This window comes from Nocardia jiangxiensis NBRC 101359 (genome assembly GCF_000308615.1).
In the GTDB taxonomy this organism is placed as follows: Bacteria; Actinomycetota; Actinomycetes; order Mycobacteriales; family Mycobacteriaceae; genus Nocardia; species Nocardia jiangxiensis.
The window spans coordinates 360,309-379,567 of sequence record NZ_BAGB01000013.1; the positions used below are offsets into that span (position 1 = coordinate 360,309).

The following is a 19,259-nucleotide window of genomic DNA, read 5'->3' on the forward strand; positions in this document are numbered from 1 at the left end:
TGTGCGTTGCGCATCCGCCGCCATCGGCTCAGAAGTCGCTGCCGCCGCCTCCGCCGCCGTCACCGCCGCCGCCGTCGAATCCGCCGCCGCTGTCGCCGCCGAAGCTGTAATCGCCTCCGCCGCCGCCGAACTGGTCGCCGCCGCCCTGGTAGCCCTGGTCGTAACCGCCCTGGTCGTAGCCCTGATCGTAGGCGCGGTCGCGCTCTTCCTCGCGGCCTTCCATCTTGCCGAGTTCGTAACCGAGCAGGCCGCCGCCCACCGCGCCGCCGACCGCGCCGATGCCACCGGCCATACCGGGGCTCATACCGCCGCCCTGGTTGTAGCCCGGACCGTAACCGCCGCCGGGACCGTAGCCGCCCGGACCGTAACCGCCCGGACCGTAACCACCGGGGCCGTAGCCGCCCGGTGCGCCGCCGCCACCGGGGAACCCGCCGCCGCCACCGCGACGTCGCCGGATCACCGCCACGACGACGGCCACCAGCAGCACCACGATGATCAGCGGGCACAACCAGCTGACCCAACTGGTGCCGTGGCCGCTACTCGTGGCGTGGTGGTGAATCCGCTGCGGCGCAACGTTGTTCGCGCTGTGCGGGGCGGCCTGGTTGGCGGTGCTCGCCAGTGATTGCAGCGCGGCCACCGTCGCGCCGGTGTAGTCGCCGGAGCCGAAGGCGCCCTTGAACGCCGCGCCCGCGGACGAGGTGTCCCGGATGTGCGAATTCGAGCCGGTCTCGATCGCCAGATGCCGGGACTTGGTGTTGATCGCGATCACCACGTCGGTCGCATTCTCGACGTCCTTCTTCGCCTCGCTCTCGAAGGCGGAGTTGTCGTCGGAGAACTTCTCGGTGGTGTAGATCTGCACCGGATCGGACAGTGTGTTCCCGGCCGTGGTCACGCGCCCGGCGTCGAGAACCTTCGAATCGTCGTGAATGGTGACCGGACCGGCCAGGGCCGCACCCGTCGTCGCCAGGATTATTCCCGCTGTCATCGCCAGCAGGACTGTCAATCGCTTGGACATACCGCACTCTCTGGTCGTTGCCAGGGCCCTGCCGCCCCCGTTCCCACGCGAGCCTACCGGGTCTCACAGACAAGACTCGGTGGTCTCGTATCAGCATGCCCGCGTAGGGGAGAAGGCGCACCTCAATTTCGCTCCCGCACCCCTTATGAGCTGCGAAAAGGGTGCGAATTCCGGGAGCGGGTGCGGCTGTCGCTCGACTCGTGACAGGCACGTGCGGGGCTGGATACGGTGCCCGAAGTCGGTGAGCAGTGCTTCGAACGAGGGGGAAGAATGTCCGGTTCAGGTGTGGGCGGTGATTCGTGTGTGGTCGACACGGATGCGGTACGGCAATTCGGTCGGCTCGCGCGGCAGGCGGGCCAGGAACTCGACGGAGTCCGCGGCGCGGCGATCCAGATCGCCGCGCTGATCGGAACTCTGGTGCCGCACAGTGCCGCGGTATCGCTGCTGTGTCAGTCGGCCTGCACCGCAGCGGATCTGGTGCAACGCAGTGCCGATCGCCTCGGCGGGCTGGCCGAGCGCACCGACCGCGCGGTCACCGCGTTCGTCGAGGCCGATCTCGCGCACGGCCGTCTGCTCGCCGGGCTGGAGGTGCGGATATGACCCCGCCGCGTTCGGTACTGGTGACCTGGCGCGCGCTCGAGGCGGCCGACCGGATGCGCGCCGAATTCGGCAGGCACATCGCGGATCTGGAGACGTTGTCGGCCGCGGTGCGCAGGGAATGTCATCGGCTCGACGGTGACGGCTGGCAGGGCGTGGCCTTCGAGGCGGTGCTCGCCTCCGTCGAGGCGGCGCACCGGCACGATCGGATGCTGTGTGACCATGCCGAGGGGCTGTGCGCCGCGGGCGCCCAGGCCCTGTCCGATCTGCACTACACGGCGATGGCGCTGCTGGACTATGTCGCCGATGCCGAAGCGGCCGGATGCACGGTCGCCGACGATTGGACGGTCACCTCCGGATCCGCGGCGGCCGCCGAATGGTCCGAGGTCATCGCCGAGGCCGTGGCCGCGGTCGATCGCGCCGAAGAACGCGGCAGGCAGGCGATTCTGGCCGTGGCACACGAAATGCGACACCTGGCTGCCGCCACGGCTCCGGCCGCTGCCACGCAGACCCGTCCCGCGGCGAATTCGGCTGCTGCGGTGGATTCGACTCCCGCACAGTCTGTTCCGAGCCCCGAGGCAGACGACTTCGGCGGTGGATTTCGGGTAGCGAATATCGCCGTCGAAAATACCGCTCTCGCAGCGGTATCGACACAGCCCCCAGCGCAACAACCCGCGCCGCCGCCGGGCATCACGGCCGAGCAGCTCACCGCGATCATGCCGAATCTGCCGATGGATCGGGCGCAGCAGTATCTGCCCGCCCTCGATGCGGCCATGCGGGAGGGCGATATCAGCACGCCCGCGCGTCGAGCCGCCTTCCTGGCGCAGCTGGCCCACGAGAGTTGTGAATTCCGGTATTTCGAGGAGTTGGGCGACGATGCCTACTTCCACCAGTACGATCCGGGCCAGCCGAATACCGCCGCCGGTAATACGCAGCCGGGTGACGGCCCGCGCTATCACGGCCGCGGCCCCATCCAGCTGACCGGTCGCGCCAACTACCGCGCCGCGGGTCAGGCCCTGGGCCTGGACCTGGAGGACAATCCCGAACAGGCCGCCGTGCCGGATATCGGGTTCCGGATCGCCCAGTGGTACTGGACCTCCCGCAATATCAACGCCCTGGCCGACGCCGGTGATTTCGCCGCCGTCACCCGCGCGGTGAACGGCGGATACAACGGTCTGCAGGCTCGCGAGACCTACTACCGCCGAGCCTTGGAGGTGCTCGGATGACCGGCCGTAATCCCTGCGGGGCAACGATTTCGGCACTGATCGGGTGCGCGCTGATCGTCTCGGGCTGCGCCGCCGGAATCGCCCCGGCACGGCCGGATACGGGCAGAAGCGCCGATGTGTCGGCGAGTGCGCGGGCGTTCATCTTCCGCACTCGCACCGAACTGGTCCTGGCCACATCGCGGCGCGTGGTCGCGCGATATCGCGGGAGCTATTCCGAAAGCGGTTTCACACAGGACAATTCCCATATCTATGCCCTCGACGGCTCCGGTGGACTCACCGCGATGGAGGCGGTGCGCGGCACGGCGCTGCCGGGTCGCGTGGACTGCCACTGTGCTCGCATCTTCCCATTGCACGGAACGACGGTCGGCTGGTGGAACGAGCCGGACACTTTCATCCAGGCCGACCTGCGCGATCCGCATCCCACCACGCGCGCCAGGATCACCCTGCCGCCACCGGATCCGATCGCGCCGGGTGCCGTGGTCTCGGGCCCGCACCTGCTCGCGGCAGGTGAGCGGGTGCTCGTTCTCGACCGGGTCGAGTCGCCACCCGGCGCGTCCTGGGGGATCAATCATCTCTCCCTCGTCGATACCGACACCGGCGTCGCACGCGCGCTGGGCCGGATCGAAGGCGTCAACACCGCTTTCGACCGGGCGGCGCTGCGGCCGGACGGGCAGGCGGTCGCGATCGCGGGCCGAATCCGCGACGGAATTGCCTGCGGCACAGCGCGATTACTGCGTATCGACCTGCTGAACGATCGGATCGACACGCTGGACCCGCCCGCGGCCTCGGACTGTTCGGCCCTGGAGGATCTGCGCTGGGACGGTGCCGATCTGACCGCCACCTACGCGAACTGGGAGTCCGGATCACCGGGCCGCCTCGCCACCGCCGTCTGGAACCGATCCGGCAGGCAGTGGGAGCGGCGCGGCGGCGGCGAGACGCTCCGGTACGGCTCGCTCACTCCGGTGACCGCTCTCGAACTCCGCCGTACCGGCTCCGAGCAGCCCCGCACAACCCAGACCGGCGATCTGCTGCTCACCACACCCGGACAGTTGCAGGTACTCGCCCACGACGTCCTCGACATACGGCTCCCACATGTCTAGCCGGCGGATGCTGGATCGCGAAGTCCGTGGTTACGCTGTGCGACATGCCGACAGTGGTCCGGGCGACCATCACGCCCAACAGTCGCAAGGGCCCGCTCGTCGAGGTCCTCGAGGACGGCGCCCTGCGGCTGTACGTGCGCGCACCGGCGGTCGAGGGGAAGGCGAACAAGGCGGCGATCGAACTGCTCGCCGCACATCTGGGCGTGTCGAAGAGTTCGGTTCGTCTCACCGGTGGCGCCACCTCCCGCTTCAAGCGTTTCGAGATCGCCGACCGGTACCCGCCCGGCCGGGCTTAGACCGCCCCCGGAAAGCCCAGCTGCCGCCATGCCTCGTACACCGCGACCGCGGCGGCGTTGGACAGATTCATCGACCGCCGGCCGGGCAGCATCGGAATCCGCAGCCGCTCGGTGATGTGCGGATCGGACAGCACCTCCTCGGGCAACCCGGTCGGCTCCGGCCCGAACAACAGCACATCGTTCTCGCGATAGACGATATCGGTGTAATGCGTGTCCGCCGCCGCGGTGAAGGCGAACGTCCGCTCGGGGTTCAGGGATTTCCATGCGGCGGAAAGGTTTTCGTGCACGGTGACCGAGGCGAGGTCGTGATAGTCCAGCCCGGCCCGGCGCAGCTTGGGCTCGGACAGATCGAAGCCCAGCGGCTCGATCAGGTGCAGCGAGAACCCGGTCCCGGCGGCCAGCCGAATCGCGTTGCCGGTATTCGGCGGAATTTGTGGTTCGAAGAACATCAGCCTCAGCACAACAGAACGCAGCCTTTCCTCACGTCCGGACGGGATGAACCCTACGTCCCCTCCCGTCCCCACCCGGGCGCCGGGAGGTGCCGGCGAACGAATGCGAGAATCGGGGGGTGACCGATGCTTCCGCGACCGCTCAGTCCGAACGACCGCTCGGATTCCTGCGCAACCAGCTGCCGATGGTCCTGGTGGCGGTTGTGCTGGTGGTGGCTGTGGTGTTCCTGGTACAGGATCGGTGGCGACGTGGGGCGTTCGTCATCGGCGGCGCACCGCTGCTGGCCTCGGCATTGCGGCTGGTACTGCCGGAGGTGCGGGTCGGCCTGCTGGCGGTCCGCAGCAAACCCTTCGACGTCGTCACCTACGCGGTGCTGGGCGGCACGATCATCGCGCTGGCCGCGACGATCAGCAGCCTGGGCGTGGGCTGAACCGAACCCCGCACCGCATCGCCCGCGGTCACGGGCACGTGGTGCGTGCCAGATCCATCGTCTGGGCGAGCAGTTTGCCGACGGCCTCGGTCTCGGTCAGGAAGCCGTCGTGCCCGTCCCGGGAGTGCACGACCTCGAGCCGCGCGCAGCCGGGCAGCAGATCGGCCAGTTCCTGTTGGGTCCGCAGCGGGTACAGCCGATCCGAATCGACACCCCCGACCACGCAGGGCACCGAGGTCGCGGCGAGTGCCGCCGCCACCCCGCCGCGCCCGCGGCCGATGTCGTGCCGGTTCATGGCCTCGGTCAGCAGCACATAGCTGGCCGCGTCGAAGCGGTTCGCGAGTTTGCGGGCCTGGTGGTCCAGATAGCTCTGCACCGCGTAGCGGCCACCGCGCCGGGGGTCCTCATCGCCCTGGGCGTGATTCTCGAAACGGTGATCCAGTTCGAAATCGGTGCGGTAGGTCAGATGCGCGATGCGCCGGGCGATGCCCAGACCACTGGTCGGGGCACGGCCGGTGCCGTGATAGTTCCCGCCCTGCCAGTCCGGGTCGGCGGTGATGGCGGCGATCTGTGTGGTCTGGGTGCCGATCTGGTCGGCGGTCGCACGCGGCCCGACGGCCAGCACCAGCGCCGCGCCCACCCGCTCCGGATGGCCGACGATCCACTCCAGCACTCGCATACCGCCCATCGAGCCACCGGCCACAGCGGCGATCCGCTCGATGCCCAGCAGGTCGAACAGCGCGACCTCGGCGGTCACTTGGTCGCGAATGGAGATTCCGGGAAACCTTGCTCCCCAAGGCTTTCCGTCCGGCCCCGGAGATGCCGGACCGGTGCTGCCCTTACATCCGCCCAGCACGTTGGTGGCGATCACACACCATTCGTCGGTGTCCAGCGGCGCGCCCGGTCCGACGATGCCGTCCCACCAGCCGGGCAGTGGATGCAGGTCGTCGGGTGCGCCGGTGACGTGCGAGTCGCCGGTCAGCGCGTGCTCGATGAGCACGACGTTGTCCGCGGTGGGCGACAGCTCGCCCCAGCGCTGGACGGCCAGTTCGACGCCGGGAACCACGTCCCCGCTCTCTAGCCGGATCTCGCCGACGGCGATCGTGCCCAGACTTCCGTCCGGCGGCGGCAGCAAGGTTGCTGCGCGATTACTGGATGCGCTCCGGTCGATGCCCACGGTCACCGCGCCACCGCCGCCTCGGGAGGCGAGATCCGCTCATCCCTGGGACCGGCGATCATCGCGCGGGCGGTCCGCGCACGGGTGCCCGAAACCGGGTCGACGACGGGGGAACACACGTCCTCGATGGTAGCCACAGCGTTCCGGGGCCTCGGCGTCGCGCGGGTATACCGGGGGCGATCAGCGAATATCGATGTGCGGTGTGGGCTGCGCGGCACGGAGTCCGGATCGGACGCGGGCGCGGTGGAGTTACTCATGTCATGCTCCGAGAGGTCTGCCGGCGGGCGTCAGCGGGGTCCGGATAATGGACGGCTACAACACATTTCGGAATTCCTCCTGATGATCGCGCTTGCTCCCGACCCTCGGGAGCCCGGTCATCACCCGGAGCACCCCGCCGCAACAGGAGGGTTGCCGACCAGCGAGCCGGGGCTTGGCGCTGGTGCTCATGACCTTCCGGACATCGTAGCCGGAGCCCGCGGGAGTTCGAAACCCGTGGTGGATTTCACCAGTTCCGGCCGGAATTTGCCGCCCACCGCGGGGGTTGTACGCAGTAAAGCCGAACATGCGCAGATGTGACGGATATATCACTCGAGGTAGGTCCAGTGCCGATGAGATCCACCGCACCAGTACGCTTGTTCTGTTTGGCACCTCGAGTCTCGTGGACAACACGGGGCGTATACGTTGTCTGTTGAACAGCTGGGTCCGCTCACAAGCGTGTTCACCTGGCGGAACAATGGGAGCACCATCCTAGGAGGACACGAAGATCCATGTCCAAGATCAAGGTTGAGGGAACCGTCGTCGAACTCGACGGCGACGAGATGACCCGAATCATCTGGCAGTTCATCAAAGACAAGCTGATTCACCCGTACCTCGATGTGAATCTCGACTATTACGACCTCGGTATCGAGTACCGGGACAAGACCGACGACCAGGTGACCATCGACGCCGCCAATGCCATCAAGGAGCACGGCGTCGGCGTGAAGTGTGCCACCATCACCCCCGACGAGGCGCGCGTCGAGGAATTCGGCCTGAAGAAGATGTACCGGTCGCCCAACGGCACCATCCGCAACATCCTCGGCGGAACCATCTTCCGCGCACCCATCATCATCTCGAACGTTCCGCGTCTGGTCCCGGGTTGGACGAAGCCGATCATCATCGGCCGTCACGCCTTCGGCGACCAGTACCGCGCCACCGACTTCAAGGTGCACCAGGCCGGTACCGTCACGCTCACCTTCACCCCGGAGGACGGCAGCGAGCCGATCGTCCACGAGGTCGTCAAGATGCCCGAGGACGGCGGCGTCGTGATGGGTATGTACAACTTCAAGAAGTCGATCGAGGACTTCGCGCGGGCCTCGCTGAACTACGGTCTGCAGCAGAACTATCCGGTGTATCTGTCGACGAAGAACACCATCATGAAGGCCTACGACGGTATGTTCAAGGACACCTTCCAGGAGGTGTTCGAGACCGAGTTCAAGCCGCAGTTCGACGCGGCCGGTCTGACCTACGAGCACCGGCTGATCGACGACATGGTCGCCTCCTCACTCAAGTGGGAGGGCGGTTACGTCTGGGCGTGCAAGAACTACGACGGCGACGTCCAGTCCGACACCGTCGCGCAGGGCTTCGGCTCGCTGGGCCTGATGACCTCGGTGCTGATGACCCCGGACGGCAAGACCTGCGAGGCCGAGGCCGCACACGGCACCGTCACCCGGCACTACCGGATGCACCAGCAGGGCAAGCCCACCTCCACCAACCCGATCGCGTCGATCTTCGCGTGGACCCGTGGCCTGGCTCATCGCGGCAAGCTGGACAACACCCCCGAGGTGATCGGCTTCTCGCAGACCCTCGAGGACGTCGTCATCAAGACCGTCGAGGACGGCCAGATGACCAAGGACCTCGCGCTGCTGGTCGGCGGCGATCAGGGCTACCTGACCACCGAGGAGTTCCTCGGCGTTCTCGATGCCAACCTGGCGCGCCAGCTGAGCTGAGCTGGTTGCTCGTCCGGCGCGAACGACGCCGCGGCGAGATGAAACACCGGGCACCCGCCCCCACCGCAAGCGGTGGCCGCGGGTGCCCGAACTGTTTCCGGCGACCTGTGTTCTTCGCCGGAAGCGGCGCGAACCCCTGGCCCGCCACAGACGGCTGATCGGGCGCGCGGTGCGGTGATTCCGGTTACAGCGCGGTGTTTTCCCAGTCGGATTCAGATCGGAAACCGTTGCCGCCGAGTCGATTCGGAATCCGATCGGAACCGACGTCGCGGACGGTGAGGGAGATCACCGACGCCATGGGTATCGGGCGCGGTCGCCGTCGCGTTGCCGTTGACCGTGCCCGAATCCCTCTCCGCGTCCGAAGTGCCCGCGCAGCCCTCGCCCGCCCGCCGTGACAGTGATCCGGCCGTCCAGTCGCCGCAGGATGCGCCGTCACCGCGCACGAGCTGGCACATTCCCGCGATGCTGGCGCTGGCGCTGGGCGGATTCGGCATCGGCACGACCGAATTCGTCACGATGGGCCTGCTGCCGGATATCGCGCATGCCATGCACGTATCCGAGCCGTCGGCCGGGTACAGCGTGTCGGCCTATGCGCTGGGTGTGGTGGTCGGCGCGCCGGTGATCGCCGCGCTGTGCGCGCGGGTGCCGCGCAAGCGGTTGCTGATCGTGCTCATGGTCGCGTTCACGGTGGGCAATCTCGCGACGGTGCTCGCGCCGACATTCGGCACGCTGGTGCTGGCCCGGTTCGTCTCCGGACTGCCGCACGGCGCGTACTTCGGCGTCGCCTCGCTGGCCGCGGCGACGTTGGCTCCGGCAGGACAGCGCGCGAAGGCAATTGCCGCGGTTATGCTGGGGTTGAGCGCCGCCAACGTTGTCGGCGTTCCCGCTGTTACCTGGCTCGGCCAGAATCTGGGCTGGCGGGACGCCTATCTCGTGGTCGCCGCGATCGGATTGACGACGGTTTTCGCCATCGCCCGATTCGTGCCCGAACTCTCCGGAATCCGGGTCACCGACCCGCGCACCGAACTCGGTGCGCTGCGCCGCAAGCAGGTGTTGATGACCCTGCTGGTCGGCGCGGTCGGCTTCGGCGGCATGTTCGCGGTCTACACCTACATCACCACGACGCTCACCGACGTGGCCGGATTATCGCTGAATCTGGTTCCGCTGGTGCTGGCGTTGTTCGGGATCGGCATGATCGTCGGAAGCATCCTGGGCGGCGTGCTGGCCGATCGCGGCGTGGACTCCTCGGTGTTCGCCGCGTTGATCGCGATGGTGATCATCCTCGGGGGATTCGTTGCCGCAGTACATAATCCGATCTCCGCGTCGGTGGGCGCATTCCTGGTCGGCGCGGCGGGCGCGGCATTGTCACCGGGCTTGCAGACCCGGTTGATGGATGTCGCCCACGACGCCCAGACCCTCGCCGCCGCACTGAACCACGCCGCGCTGAACATCGCCAACGCGGCCGGTGCGTGGCTGGGCGGACGCGTGATCGCCGCGGGACTCGGCTACACCGCACCCGCGGTGGTCGGGGCCGGACTCGCCGTGGGCGGCGTGCTGCTGTTCACCATTACCGTCCGCCTCGCCCGGCGTACTGCCTGACCCTCGTCCGGCGAGGCGGCTGCGGCCGGCATTTCCATTCACGCCTGAATGTAAGTGTAGAATTCCCGGAATGACCAGGCCCGCACCGTCCAAGCCGCTGCGCCGGACGCAGGAGCAGCGCAGCAGTGAGATGCGGGTGCGGCTGCTCGATGCGACCATCGACTGCCTGGTCGAATACGGGTATGCCGGGACCACGACCCCGCGGGTGGCCGAGCGGGCGGGCGTCACCCGTGGTGCGCAGGTGCATCATTTCGGCTCCAAGACCGATCTGGTGGTGGCCGCGATCAGCCATCTGGCGCAGCGCCGGACCGAGGCGGCCATGCGCGAACTCGGCCGGGTGCAGGTCGGGGGCGATCCGATCGGCGCGATGCTCGACTCGCTCTGGGCGCTGCATCAGGGCCCGCTGTTCATCGCCGCGATGGAGCTGTGGGTGGCCGGTCGCACCGATGCGGTGCTGGCCACCGAGCTGGAGAAGGTCGAACCCTTCGTCAACAACGCGGTGCTGATGTCGGTCGCGCAGTTCGTCCCGGACGAGTTGCGGCGCAAAGAGGTTCGCGATTTCGTCTACACCGCCATGGACGCTCTGCGCGGAATCCTGGTGTCCAACTTCATCTCTCCCGATCCTGAACGCGCCCAACGTCGTTGGCGTCGCGCCTCGGCACATCTGCGCGCGGCCGCCGAATCCTTGCTCGCGGGTCTGGACCTCACCGTCGACTGATCCGGCTCGGCTGCGCTCCCGTCGAAGCCCCGGGTAGCGGCGAAGCATTTCCGAGGGTGGGAGTGCGTCGCGGGGTGTATGTCATCGGCACGGCCTGAACTCGGCATCTTCTCAGGGAACATCTCTTGCGGTGTTACATACAGGTTTGTATGTTTGTTTTATTCGGTCCTGCGGGAGTCGTGACCGCCGTCGCCCTCGTGTGGTCGGCGGTGAGGAGGTGAGGAGTTCGATGGCGAACAAGGTCTACGTTGTCGGCGTCGGCATGACGAAGTTCGAGAAGCCGGGGCGTCGCAAGAACGAGGACGGCAGCGACTGGGACTACCCGGATATGGCGCGCGAGTCGGGCACCAAGGCCCTGGCCGACGCCGGAATCTCGTACGAGCAGGTGCAGCAGGCGTATGTCGGCTACGTCTACGGCGAATCCACCTCGGGCCAGCGTGCGGTCTACGAACTGGGGATGACCGGTATTCCCGTGGTCAACGTCAACAACAACTGCTCGACCGGGTCGACCGCGCTCTACCTTGCGGCACAGGCGATTCGGGGCGGTCTGGCCGAGTGCGCCCTCGCCCTGGGCTTCGAGAAGATGCAGCCCGGCTCGCTCGGATCGACCTGGGACGACCGGGAACAGCCGATGGGCAAGCACATCATGGCGATGGCCGAGATCTCCGAGGTGCTCTTTCCGGTCGCGCCCTGGATGTTCGGCGCCGCGGGCCGCGAGCACATGAAGCAATACGGCACCACCGCGGAGCATTTCGCGAAGATCGGATTCAAGAACCACAAACATTCGGTCAACAACCCGTATTCGCAGTTCCAGGACGAGTACACCCTCGACGACATCCTGGGCGCGCGGATGATCTACGACCCGCTGACCAAACTGCAGTGCTCGCCGACCTCCGACGGGTCCGGCGCGGTGGTCCTGGCCTCGGAGTCCTTCGTCGACGAGCACGATCTTGCCGGGCAGGCGGTGGAGATCGTCGGGCAGGCGATGACCACCGACTTCCAGTCCAGTTTCGACGGCACGGCCAAGAACCTCATCGGCTACGACATGAATGTGCAAGCCGCGCAACAGGTATACGCGCAGTCCGGCTTGGGTCCGGCGGACTTCCAGGTGATCGAGCTGCACGACTGCTTCTCCGCCAACGAGTTGCTGACCTACGAGGCGCTGGGCCTGTGCGCTCCGGGTGAGGCCCCCGCGCTCCTGGACGCGAATCAGACCACGTACGGCGGTAAATGGGTGGTCAACCCGTCGGGCGGACTGATCTCCAAGGGGCATCCCCTGGGCGCCACCGGATTGGCCCAGTGTTCGGAACTGACCTGGCAGCTTCGCGGCACGGCCGACAAACGCCAGGTCCCGAATGTGACCGCCGCACTGCAGCACAACATCGGCCTCGGCGGTGCGGCCGTCGTCACGGCATACCAGCGCGCCGATCGCTGATCGCGGCCTGCCCGGCCCGCGCATACACCGGAATGTCATGTCCAGCAACCGAACTCGACGAGGAGTAGCAGCATGGGACATATCGAGTACACCAAGAAGATGGCCGCCGGACCCGAGGCGCTGTGGGCCGTGGTCGGCAATCCGAACACCTGGGGCGACTGGTTCTCCATTCACGAGCGCTGGATGGAGGAGCCCCCGGCGACGCTCGAGGTCGGCAGCAAGCTGGTCGCCAAGGTGGTGATGCTGGGTATGGCGAACAAGTTCGAATGGAACGTCGTCGCGGTCGAAGCGCCCAGCACCCTCACCTTGGGCGCGACCGGAATGGCCGGTGTGAAGGTCGAATTCACCTTCCGGATCTCCGGTGCCGGCGAGGGCAGCGAACTCTCACTCCAGGGCGATTTCGAGGGCGCGCTGATCAAGGGCGCACTCGGCAAGGCCGTGGAGAAGGACGGCATGAAGCAGCTCGAGACCTCCCTCGATGCGCTCGACACTCTGGCCGCGGCATGAACGGTCAGGCGCGCCGCTACTCATGCCATGGGAACGCAGCGTGAGTGGCGTCAAGACCGTCGAATTCGACGACTCGGGGCTGAACACCTGGTCCGACGAGGAACGTTTCGAGGTGACCCGGGAGCGGATCGCCGAATATGCCGCTGCCACGAACGATCCGATCGCCGCGCATCGCGCCGGTGAGGTCGCCTCACCGATTTTCGCGATCGTCCCGGTGTTCGACGCGATGCTGGTCCCGGTGATCGACGTGGCCCCGATGGACATTTTCGGCCGAGTCGTGCACGGGGAGCAGGACTTTCACTTCCACCGCCCGATCCGGCCGGGTGAGACGCTGGTTGCCAGGGCCCGCGCGATCGGCTACGCGAGTCGCAGCAGCGGCAGCACGATCACTATTCACATCGAAACCCGCTCCGCGGCAGGTGATCCGGTCAACGAGCAGTATCTGACCGCATTCTTCCGCAATGTCGACGCGGGCCGCACGGTCGGGGAATCGGCTCCGCCGCACGGATTCGACGAGGCCCTGCGCGCGCAGCATCCGATCGCGGTGGTGCCGCAACACGTGGATCAGGACCAGACCTTCCGCTACGCTCCGGCATCGGGCGATCCGGTGCCGCTGCACCTGGACGAGGAGGTCGCGAAGGACGCCGGACTGCCCGGCATCATCGCGCACGGCCTGTGCACGATGGCCTTCGCCTCCTGGGCGGTGCTCACCGAGGTCGGTGGATCCGACGTGAGCCGGGTGCGCCGGTTCGCCGTCCGGTTCGCCGGACTCGTGTTCCCCGGCGACGATCTGCTGACGCGCATCTGGAAAGTGAAGTCCGGCAACGGCATCACCACGTACGCATTCGAGACCGTGCGCGGCGAGGACGTCGTGCTCAGCGATGGTCTGGCCGAGATCGAGGAGAAGTGATGGGTGCATTGGAAGGTAAGGTCGCGGTGATCACCGGCGGCGGCCGGGGGATCGGGCGCGAGCACGCGCTGCTGTTCGCCCGCGAGGGCGCGAGTGTGGTGGTCAACGACCTCGGCGGCGACAACACCGGTGAGGGCGCCGACAGCGGTCCGGCGCAGGAAGTGGTGGACGAGATCGTCGCCGCGGGTGGTCGCGCCTGCGCGAACACCGACAGCGTCGCGCTCTGGGATGGTGCGAAGAGCCTTGTGGACCAGGCTGTTTCGGAGTTCGGCCGACTCGACGTGGTGGTCAACAACGCGGGCATCCTGCGCGACGGATTCGTCGCGGGACTCGAGGAATTGCAGTGGGACGCGGTGATCGCGGTCCATCTGAAGGGGCATTTCAACGTGCTGCGGCATGCGGCCACGTACTGGAAGGACCAGTCCAAGAAGGGGAATCAGCCCACCGCCGCGGTGGTCAACACCGCCTCGGCCTCGGGCATCACGATTCCCAATGCGGGACAGGCGAATTACGGTGCGGCCAAGGCCGGTATCGCCGCGCTGACGCTGGTCGCCGCCGAGGAGTTGGACCGATACGGCGTGCGGGTCAACGCGATCGCCCCGATGGCGCGCACCCGGCTGACCCTGGCCACGCCCGGTATGGGCGCGATCTTCGCCGCCGAGGTCCCCGAGGGCGAGTTCGACGCGTTCAGCCCGGCCAACATCTCCCCGTTGGTCGCCTATCTGGCCTCGGACAAATGCCCGATGACCGGCAAGGTGTTCGCGGTGCAGGGCGGGGCGATCTCCGAGCTGGCGGGTTGGCACGACGTGAAGACGATCGAGACCGAGGGCCCCTGGACGATCGACGACATCTCCGCACGGCTGCCCTGATCGCCCCCGGTTCGAAATATTTGGAGGACAACGATGTTCGAATGGTCCGAGACCGATGAGATGATCCGCGCCGCGGTGCGCGCGTTCATCGACAAAGAGGTTCGGCCGCATGTGGATGCGATGGAGAGCGGCGAGATGACGCCGTATCCGATCATCCGCAAGCTGTTCGCGGAGTTCGGGATCGATGCGCTCGGCGCGGAGTCGGTCGAGAAGATGCTGGCCAAGGAGCGGGCTCGGGCCGAAGCCGGGGCGGATTCGGAACCGAAGCGGGAGAAGTCCTCCGGTGGTGGGCCGTTCGGCGGGCAGCAGTCGATGATGGCGGTGCTGATCGGCGAATTGTCCGGTGTCTGCATGGGTTTGGTGTCCGCGATGGGCGTCAGCCTCGGTCTCGGCGCGACCACCATCATGTCCCGGGGCACGCTCGCGCAGAAGGAGCGCTGGCTCGCCGACATCGTGACCATGAAAAAGGTTGCGGCGTGGGCGATCACGGAACCCGACTCGGGTTCGGACGCGTTCGGCGGGATGAAGACCTACGTTCGCCGCGACGGTGAGGACTACATCCTCAACGGCCGCAAGACGTTCATCACCAACGGCCCGTACGCGGACACGGTGATCGTCTACGCCAAGCTCGACGAGGGCGACGGCGCCGACCGGCGCGAGCGCAAGGTGCTCACCTTCGTGCTGGACAAGGGGATGGAGGGCTTCTCCCAGGGCAAACCGTTCCGGAAGATGGGCCTGCACGCCTCGCCCACCGGTGAACTGTTCTTCGACAATGTGCGGCTGGGCCGTGATCGCCTGCTGGGCGAGACCGAGGAGCACAAGGGCGGCGACGGACGGGAAAGCGCCCGTTCGAGTTTCACCGCCGAGCGGATCGGCGTGGCATTCATGGCACTGGGCATCATCAACGAATGTCACCGCCTGTGCATCGATTACGCGAAGAACCGCACGCTGTGGGGCCAGGAGATCGGCCGCTTCCAGCTCATCCAGCTCAAGCTGGCGAAGATGGAGGTCGCGCGAATCAATGTGCAGAACATGGTCTTCAACGCCCTGGAGAGCACCCAGGCCGGTAAACCGCCCACCCTCGCGGAGGCGTCGGCCATGAAGCTCTACTCCTCCGAAGCGGCCACCGAGGTGGCCATGGACGCCATCCAACTCTTCGGCGGCAACGGCTACATGACCGAATACCGCGTCGAACAGCTGGCCCGCGACGCCAAGTCCCTGATGATCTACGCAGGCAGCAACGAAATCCAGGTGACCCACGTAGCCAAGGGCCTGCTAGCTCAGTGATCCACGCCGCCGAGGTGCCGCACACCAGCGGTACCTCGGCATTCAGCCGACTCGAGGGTGCACCTGAGCGGGTGAGACGGCCTTGTCACACAGCCCGCAGATGCGACCGGCTCGCATACACATGCTCCGCGATCAACGTCGCGATCCGATCCGGAGCTTCCAACATCGGCACATGCCCGACCCCGTGCACCAGTATCCGATCCGCGGACTCGGGCAGCTCACGCAGAAACCGTTGCGAATAAGGCTGGTGCGGGATCACCCGATCGTTCTCACACATCAGCAGCCGCACCGGCGTGCGCAACGTGGACATATCCTCGAGTGCGGGCATCCGCGGTCCGCTGGCCAGCAGCGGCAGCATCGCCGGGCAGTGCATCGCCGAGGTGATCGCCGCCTCGATCAGCCGCCGCGGTACCACCGAGGTGTTCTTGCTCAGGAACAGCGCCGCGAATCGTCTTGCCGGAGAGCTCAATCTGATCGTGCCACCGATCCGCTTGCCGATCTCCACCACCGGCACCAGGGACAGGAATTTCAGCCCGACCCGAATCTGCAACAGGGACGGGCTCGCCCAGCCGCCGGCCGGAGCGATCGCGGTGAGCGTGCGGGCCCGGCCGCGCCGGGCGAGTTCGAAGCCCACCCAGCCGCCGAGTGAATTTCCCGCGATATGGCAGGTGCGCCAACCCAATTCGTCGAGTTGATTCTCGATCTGATCCGCGAGTGTGGCGACGTCGATATACCATCCGTCGAGTTGCGGACCGCCCCAATGGCCGCGCAGGGCCGGAGCGTAGACCTCGCAGGTGCTCGACAGTCGCTGCGCCACCGATTCCCAGCAGTGTGGGGAGAGCATGAATCCGTGCAGCAGCAGAAGTGGATCGCCCGAGCCCGTGTGCAGGGCTTTGGTCGGCGTGAGCGGGGCGGTGCCTGACATCATCGTCCTCACTCCTTTCTGGACCACGGTGTCCGCAGGGAGTGTCTGACCAGCATTGTACGGTCTTTCGGTGGCCAATATCATCAGTTCGATCAACGTCAACGGGGTGCGCGCGGCCACCGGCAAGACGGGTAAAGGGATGCTCGAGTGGCTCGCGGTCACCGAGGCCGACGTCATCTGCCTGCAGGAGACGCGCGCGACCGAGGAGCAGACCCGCAAGGCGCTGACGCCCGCACTCGATGCCGGCTGGCATCTCGCCCATGCCGAACCGGGTACGAAGGGACGCGCCGGGGTGGCGATCCTGTCCCGTCGCGAGCCGCTGGCGGTGCGCATCGGATTCGGCAGCGCGGAATTCGACGGGCTCGGCCGCTACATCGAGGCCGAATTCGAGGAACTCACCGTGGCCAGCGTGTATGTGCACACCGGTGAGGCCGAGACGCCGATGCAGGATGAGAAGTACCGTTTCCTGAGCGAGCTGGGCGCTCACATGAAGGCGCAGACCAGCGATTTCGTCATCAGTGGCGACTGGAACGTCGCACACACCGAACTCGACATCAAGAACTGGAAGGGCAACGTCAAGAAGTCCGGATTCCTGCCCGGCGAACGAGCCTGGATCGACGAGATGATCGCCGCAGGCTACGTCGACGTCGTCCGCACCCTGCACCCTGGTGTCCCCGGCCCGTACAGCTGGTGGTCCTACCGTGGCCGCGCCTTCGACAACGACGCCGGTTGGCGCATCGATTACCAGCTCGCCCGCGGCGGTATCGCCGAGCGTGCCAAACAGGCCGTCGTGGAACGCGCCGCCGACTACCACCTGCGCTGGTCCGATCACGCTCCCGTCACGGTGCAGTACCGCTGAACCCGTCCGGCGAGGGGATTCGCAACCGGGCGGCGGGCGATGTTGCGGCCGTGTTGCGCGGGCGGGCAGGTGACGTAGATTCGTGTTCCATGACTGAGAGCCGTGCGGCCGGTGAGGCGCGTAACTTGGCCTGTATTGCGGGATCCGACCACACTCCGGTGACGGTGCAGTGCCGATGAAGCTGTCCAGCAAGAGAATTCAGAGTTTGCTCGGGCTCGGTGCGGCGGTCGTCGTGATCGTGATCGGGCTGTTGGTGTCGCACGGGCATTCGTCGCAGTCGTCGTCGGTGGGGGCGAGTACGTCCTCGAAGGCGGCTGCGGTGCAGGCGAAGGGGACTGCCGCGCCGGTCACCAGTCATGCCGCGGGCGTGCCCGATCACGCCTATCAGACGTTGACCGAGATCGATGCGGGTCGCTGGCCCGGTTCGGCGAACGCACCGGGTACCAAGGGCGGGGACCAGTGGATGAACCGCGGCGGCTCACTGGCCAAGACCGATTCCTCGGGTAAGGCGATCAGCTACCAGGAATGGGATGTCAACCCGAAGAAACGCGGTCAGACCCGCGATGCCGAACGCATCATCACCGGCAGCGACGGATCGGCCTACTACACCGGCGACCACTACAAGACGTTCACCAGGATGCGCTGACGGGCTCGGAGCGGGTCTCGCGGCGGTTTTCGAAAGGGATGCTCTCGATGGGTGAGGCGACGACACTCGCACACTTTCTGACCGGTACCGATCCGGATGCGTCCACCGCATCCGTCCTGGGTTCGCTGACCGTGGATGCGGGTGGATTCAGCGGCGTGCGGTTCCGGGCTCCGGAAGGCTTTGTCGTGCGCGAACTGCGCGGGTCGAAGATGCGCACCCTCTCGGGTGTCTTCGACGAGTTCGCCGCGGCTTTCCAATTCCCCTACTACTTCGGGCAGAACAAGGACGCCTTCGACGAATGTCTGCGGGATCTGGACGAATTCGTCGGTCCGGCACCGGGATATGTTGCGGTCGTGCGTGATTCGGCACAGTTGCTGGCCGAGCGGTCCGCCGAGCGGGAGTGGTTCGTCTCGGCGATGACCGATTGCGCACAGTACTGGTCCGCGCACGAGGGCCTGTTCCGTGTCGTATTGCAGGCCGCGCCGGAGGGGTTGCCGGTGGTCACGCTCAGCATGTGAGCCGACCGCGGAACGACGGACCGGGCGCTCAGCGCAGGCGACGGGCCAGGTCCTCGCCCAGCAGGACGAACACCTCGGTGGTGTGGTCGATGAGCTGATCGCGGGTCATCGGCAGATCGCCGTGCAGCCAGCTGGTGAGGGTCTGCACCAGACCACCGACCAGGTAGGTGGCGCGGAAGCCGATCGAAGGATCCGCGTTCGGTCCGGCGATGGCGTAGAAGTCGCTGCCCTCGGCGGCGACCAGACCGGCGAAACCGCGGATGGAGTCCATGGTCCGCGCCCGCAGTTCGGGGGTGGCGGCGCTGATGATCAGCGCGATCTGCGCCTTGCGCGGGTCGTCGGTGAGGACGTGGATGCCCGCGGCGATGGCCGCGTGCGCCCGGCCGTAGGTGTCGCTCGGCGCGTCCTGCGCCGCGGCGAGGATGGCGGTGGCGAGTTCCTCGGCGATGCCGTCGAACAGCGCGACCAGCACCGCGTCGCGGCCGTCGAAATTCTCGTAGTAGTAGCGCTCGTTCAGCCCGGCGCGGGTGCACAGCCCGGCCACGGTCAGGCGGTCCAGCCCCTCGGTGCCGATGATGTCCAGTGCCGCCTCGAGCAGGGCGGCTCGACGCTGGGCGCGGCGTTCCTGCGCGGAGACTCCGCCGTAGGTCCGTTGCGCTGCCATCCGTCGATTCTGTCATGCCGACAATTCTGGTTCTTGCCATTGCCAG

Annotated in this window: 21 protein-coding genes and 1 riboswitch; of the genes, 16 read left to right on the forward strand and 5 right to left on the reverse strand. The window is 66.9% G+C overall.

Translation table 11 applies throughout. The features are described from left to right. Positions 1-28: 28 nt before the first annotated feature. Complete coding sequence (locus tag ON40_RS47940) at positions 29-1,015, reverse strand: hypothetical protein (RefSeq protein ID WP_051192735.1); 987 nt, start codon at positions 1,013-1,015, stop codon at positions 29-31. A 270-nt stretch (positions 1,016-1,285) separates the two neighbouring features. On the opposite strand from ON40_RS47940, the gene ON40_RS06110 reads away from it, so the two are divergent. Genes ON40_RS06110 through ON40_RS06125 form a run of 4 tightly spaced genes read left to right on the forward strand, consistent with a single transcriptional unit; the run spans position 1,286 to position 4,234 of the window. Beyond that, the gene (locus tag ON40_RS06110) at positions 1,286-1,615 is read left to right on the forward strand and encodes a hypothetical protein (protein WP_157186215.1); all 330 of its coding nucleotides are present in this window, start codon (positions 1,286-1,288) and stop codon (positions 1,613-1,615) included. Continuing rightward, positions 1,612-2,838 (forward strand): glycoside hydrolase family 19 protein, encoded by a 1,227-nt coding sequence (locus tag ON40_RS49630; protein ID WP_218008744.1) that lies wholly within the window; start codon positions 1,612-1,614, stop codon positions 2,836-2,838. The genes ON40_RS06110 and ON40_RS49630 overlap by 4 nt, the downstream gene beginning before the upstream one ends. Continuing rightward, a complete protein-coding gene (locus tag ON40_RS06120) occupies positions 2,835-3,938 on the forward strand; it encodes a hypothetical protein (RefSeq protein WP_040819265.1) in 1,104 nt (367 codons plus the stop codon). The genes ON40_RS49630 and ON40_RS06120 overlap by 4 nt, the downstream gene beginning before the upstream one ends. A gap of 44 nt (positions 3,939-3,982) precedes the next feature. Continuing rightward, entirely contained in the window at positions 3,983-4,234 is a 252-nt protein-coding gene (locus ON40_RS06125; RefSeq protein WP_040819268.1) for a DUF167 domain-containing protein, read from the forward strand. Here the strand turns inward: ON40_RS06125 and ON40_RS06130 are convergent. Beyond that, entirely contained in the window at positions 4,231-4,695 is a 465-nt protein-coding gene (locus ON40_RS06130) for a tRNA (cytidine(34)-2'-O)-methyltransferase (protein ID WP_040819270.1), read from the reverse strand. The two genes, ON40_RS06125 and ON40_RS06130, sit on opposite strands and share 4 nt — an antisense overlap. 173 nt (positions 4,696-4,868) lie before the next feature. Between ON40_RS06130 and ON40_RS06135 the strand changes: the two genes are divergently transcribed. Beyond that, on the forward strand, positions 4,869-5,114 hold the full coding sequence (locus tag ON40_RS06135; protein WP_051192753.1) for a DUF3017 domain-containing protein: 246 nt from the start codon (positions 4,869-4,871) through the stop codon (positions 5,112-5,114). Between the two features lie 28 nt (positions 5,115-5,142). On the opposite strand, the gene metX is transcribed toward ON40_RS06135, so the two are convergent. Continuing rightward, positions 5,143-6,297 (reverse strand): homoserine O-acetyltransferase MetX, encoded by a 1,155-nt coding sequence (gene metX / locus ON40_RS06140; protein ID WP_083895433.1) that lies wholly within the window; start codon positions 6,295-6,297, stop codon positions 5,143-5,145. A 334-nt stretch (positions 6,298-6,631) separates the two neighbouring features. Then, positions 6,632-6,742, reverse strand: a riboswitch (SAM riboswitch). Positions 6,743-7,058: 316 nt separating this feature from the next. Between metX and ON40_RS06145 the strand changes: the two genes are divergently transcribed. The 8 genes from ON40_RS06145 to ON40_RS06180 all read left to right on the forward strand — a co-directional run bounded on the left by ON40_RS06145 (position 7,059) and on the right by ON40_RS06180 (position 15,601). Beyond that, complete coding sequence (locus tag ON40_RS06145) at positions 7,059-8,276, forward strand: NADP-dependent isocitrate dehydrogenase (RefSeq protein ID WP_040819274.1); 1,218 nt, start codon at positions 7,059-7,061, stop codon at positions 8,274-8,276. A 462-nt stretch (positions 8,277-8,738) separates the two neighbouring features. Continuing rightward, positions 8,739-9,875, forward strand: a complete 1,137-nt coding sequence (locus tag ON40_RS06150) for an MFS transporter (RefSeq protein WP_040819592.1) — start codon at positions 8,739-8,741, stop codon at positions 9,873-9,875. A 70-nt stretch (positions 9,876-9,945) separates the two neighbouring features. Beyond that, positions 9,946-10,593: a TetR/AcrR family transcriptional regulator gene (locus ON40_RS06155; protein ID WP_040819276.1), complete on the forward strand. Its 648-nt coding sequence runs from the start codon at positions 9,946-9,948 to the stop codon at positions 10,591-10,593. Between the two features lie 229 nt (positions 10,594-10,822). Then, positions 10,823-12,028: a lipid-transfer protein gene (locus ON40_RS06160; protein ID WP_040819593.1), complete on the forward strand. Its 1,206-nt coding sequence runs from the start codon at positions 10,823-10,825 to the stop codon at positions 12,026-12,028. 72 nt (positions 12,029-12,100) lie between these two features. Further along, positions 12,101-12,535: a type II toxin-antitoxin system Rv0910 family toxin gene (locus ON40_RS06165; protein ID WP_040819279.1), complete on the forward strand. Its 435-nt coding sequence runs from the start codon at positions 12,101-12,103 to the stop codon at positions 12,533-12,535. Between the two features lie 40 nt (positions 12,536-12,575). Further along, the gene (locus ON40_RS06170) at positions 12,576-13,445 is read left to right on the forward strand and encodes a MaoC/PaaZ C-terminal domain-containing protein (protein ID WP_040819596.1); all 870 of its coding nucleotides are present in this window, start codon (positions 12,576-12,578) and stop codon (positions 13,443-13,445) included. Continuing rightward, entirely contained in the window at positions 13,445-14,314 is an 870-nt protein-coding gene (locus ON40_RS06175) for an SDR family oxidoreductase (protein WP_040819281.1), read from the forward strand. The genes ON40_RS06170 and ON40_RS06175 overlap by 1 nt, the downstream gene beginning before the upstream one ends. A gap of 33 nt (positions 14,315-14,347) precedes the next feature. Then, on the forward strand, positions 14,348-15,601 hold the full coding sequence (locus ON40_RS06180) for an acyl-CoA dehydrogenase family protein (RefSeq protein WP_040819283.1): 1,254 nt from the start codon (positions 14,348-14,350) through the stop codon (positions 15,599-15,601). An 85-nt stretch (positions 15,602-15,686) separates the two neighbouring features. Here the strand turns inward: ON40_RS06180 and ephH are convergent, their stop codons facing one another. After that, the gene (gene ephH, locus ON40_RS06185; protein WP_040819285.1) at positions 15,687-16,529 is read right to left on the reverse strand and encodes an epoxide hydrolase EphH; all 843 of its coding nucleotides are present in this window, start codon (positions 16,527-16,529) and stop codon (positions 15,687-15,689) included. Positions 16,530-16,596: 67 nt separating this feature from the next. On the opposite strand from ephH, the gene ON40_RS06190 reads away from it, so the two are divergent. The 3 genes from ON40_RS06190 (at position 16,597) to ON40_RS06200 (ending at position 18,549) form a co-directional block, all read left to right on the forward strand. Next, positions 16,597-17,385 (forward strand): exodeoxyribonuclease III, encoded by a 789-nt coding sequence (locus ON40_RS06190; protein WP_083895452.1) that lies wholly within the window; start codon positions 16,597-16,599, stop codon positions 17,383-17,385. 175 nt (positions 17,386-17,560) lie between these two features. Continuing rightward, positions 17,561-18,031, forward strand: coding sequence for a guanyl-specific ribonuclease (locus ON40_RS06195; RefSeq protein ID WP_040819289.1), 471 nt, complete (start codon positions 17,561-17,563; stop codon positions 18,029-18,031). Positions 18,032-18,078: 47 nt separating this feature from the next. Beyond that, on the forward strand, positions 18,079-18,549 hold the full coding sequence (locus ON40_RS06200; RefSeq protein ID WP_040819598.1) for a barstar family protein: 471 nt from the start codon (positions 18,079-18,081) through the stop codon (positions 18,547-18,549). Positions 18,550-18,577: 28 nt separating this feature from the next. Here the strand turns inward: ON40_RS06200 and ON40_RS06205 are convergent, their stop codons facing one another. Next, positions 18,578-19,213 carry a TetR/AcrR family transcriptional regulator gene (locus tag ON40_RS06205; RefSeq protein ID WP_040819291.1) on the reverse strand — a complete coding sequence of 212 codons (636 nt, stop codon included), beginning with the start codon at positions 19,211-19,213 and terminating at the stop codon, positions 18,578-18,580. Positions 19,214-19,259: the final 46 nt, after the last annotated feature.

Coding starts and splice junctions, on each gene's coding strand:
- ON40_RS47940 (WP_051192735.1), bottom strand. CDS start 1,015: ATGTCCAAGCGATTGACAGTCCTGCTGGCGATGACAGCGGGAATAATC.
- ON40_RS06110 (WP_157186215.1), top strand. CDS start 1,286: ATGTCCGGTTCAGGTGTGGGCGGTGATTCGTGTGTGGTCGACACGGAT.
- ON40_RS49630 (WP_218008744.1), top strand. CDS start 1,612: ATGACCCCGCCGCGTTCGGTACTGGTGACCTGGCGCGCGCTCGAGGCG.
- ON40_RS06120 (WP_040819265.1), top strand. CDS start 2,835: ATGACCGGCCGTAATCCCTGCGGGGCAACGATTTCGGCACTGATCGGG.
- ON40_RS06125 (WP_040819268.1), top strand. CDS start 3,983: ATGCCGACAGTGGTCCGGGCGACCATCACGCCCAACAGTCGCAAGGGC.
- ON40_RS06135 (WP_051192753.1), top strand. CDS start 4,869: ATGGTCCTGGTGGCGGTTGTGCTGGTGGTGGCTGTGGTGTTCCTGGTA.
- ON40_RS06145 (WP_040819274.1), top strand. CDS start 7,059: ATGTCCAAGATCAAGGTTGAGGGAACCGTCGTCGAACTCGACGGCGAC.
- ON40_RS06150 (WP_040819592.1), top strand. CDS start 8,739: ATGCTGGCGCTGGCGCTGGGCGGATTCGGCATCGGCACGACCGAATTC.
- ON40_RS06155 (WP_040819276.1), top strand. CDS start 9,946: ATGACCAGGCCCGCACCGTCCAAGCCGCTGCGCCGGACGCAGGAGCAG.
- ON40_RS06160 (WP_040819593.1), top strand. CDS start 10,823: ATGGCGAACAAGGTCTACGTTGTCGGCGTCGGCATGACGAAGTTCGAG.
- ON40_RS06165 (WP_040819279.1), top strand. CDS start 12,101: ATGGGACATATCGAGTACACCAAGAAGATGGCCGCCGGACCCGAGGCG.
- ON40_RS06175 (WP_040819281.1), top strand. CDS start 13,445: ATGGGTGCATTGGAAGGTAAGGTCGCGGTGATCACCGGCGGCGGCCGG.
- ON40_RS06180 (WP_040819283.1), top strand. CDS start 14,348: ATGTTCGAATGGTCCGAGACCGATGAGATGATCCGCGCCGCGGTGCGC.
- ephH (WP_040819285.1), bottom strand. CDS start 16,529: ATGATGTCAGGCACCGCCCCGCTCACGCCGACCAAAGCCCTGCACACG.
- ON40_RS06195 (WP_040819289.1), top strand. CDS start 17,561: ATGAAGCTGTCCAGCAAGAGAATTCAGAGTTTGCTCGGGCTCGGTGCG.
- ON40_RS06200 (WP_040819598.1), top strand. CDS start 18,079: ATGGGTGAGGCGACGACACTCGCACACTTTCTGACCGGTACCGATCCG.
- ON40_RS06205 (WP_040819291.1), bottom strand. CDS start 19,213: ATGGCAGCGCAACGGACCTACGGCGGAGTCTCCGCGCAGGAACGCCGC.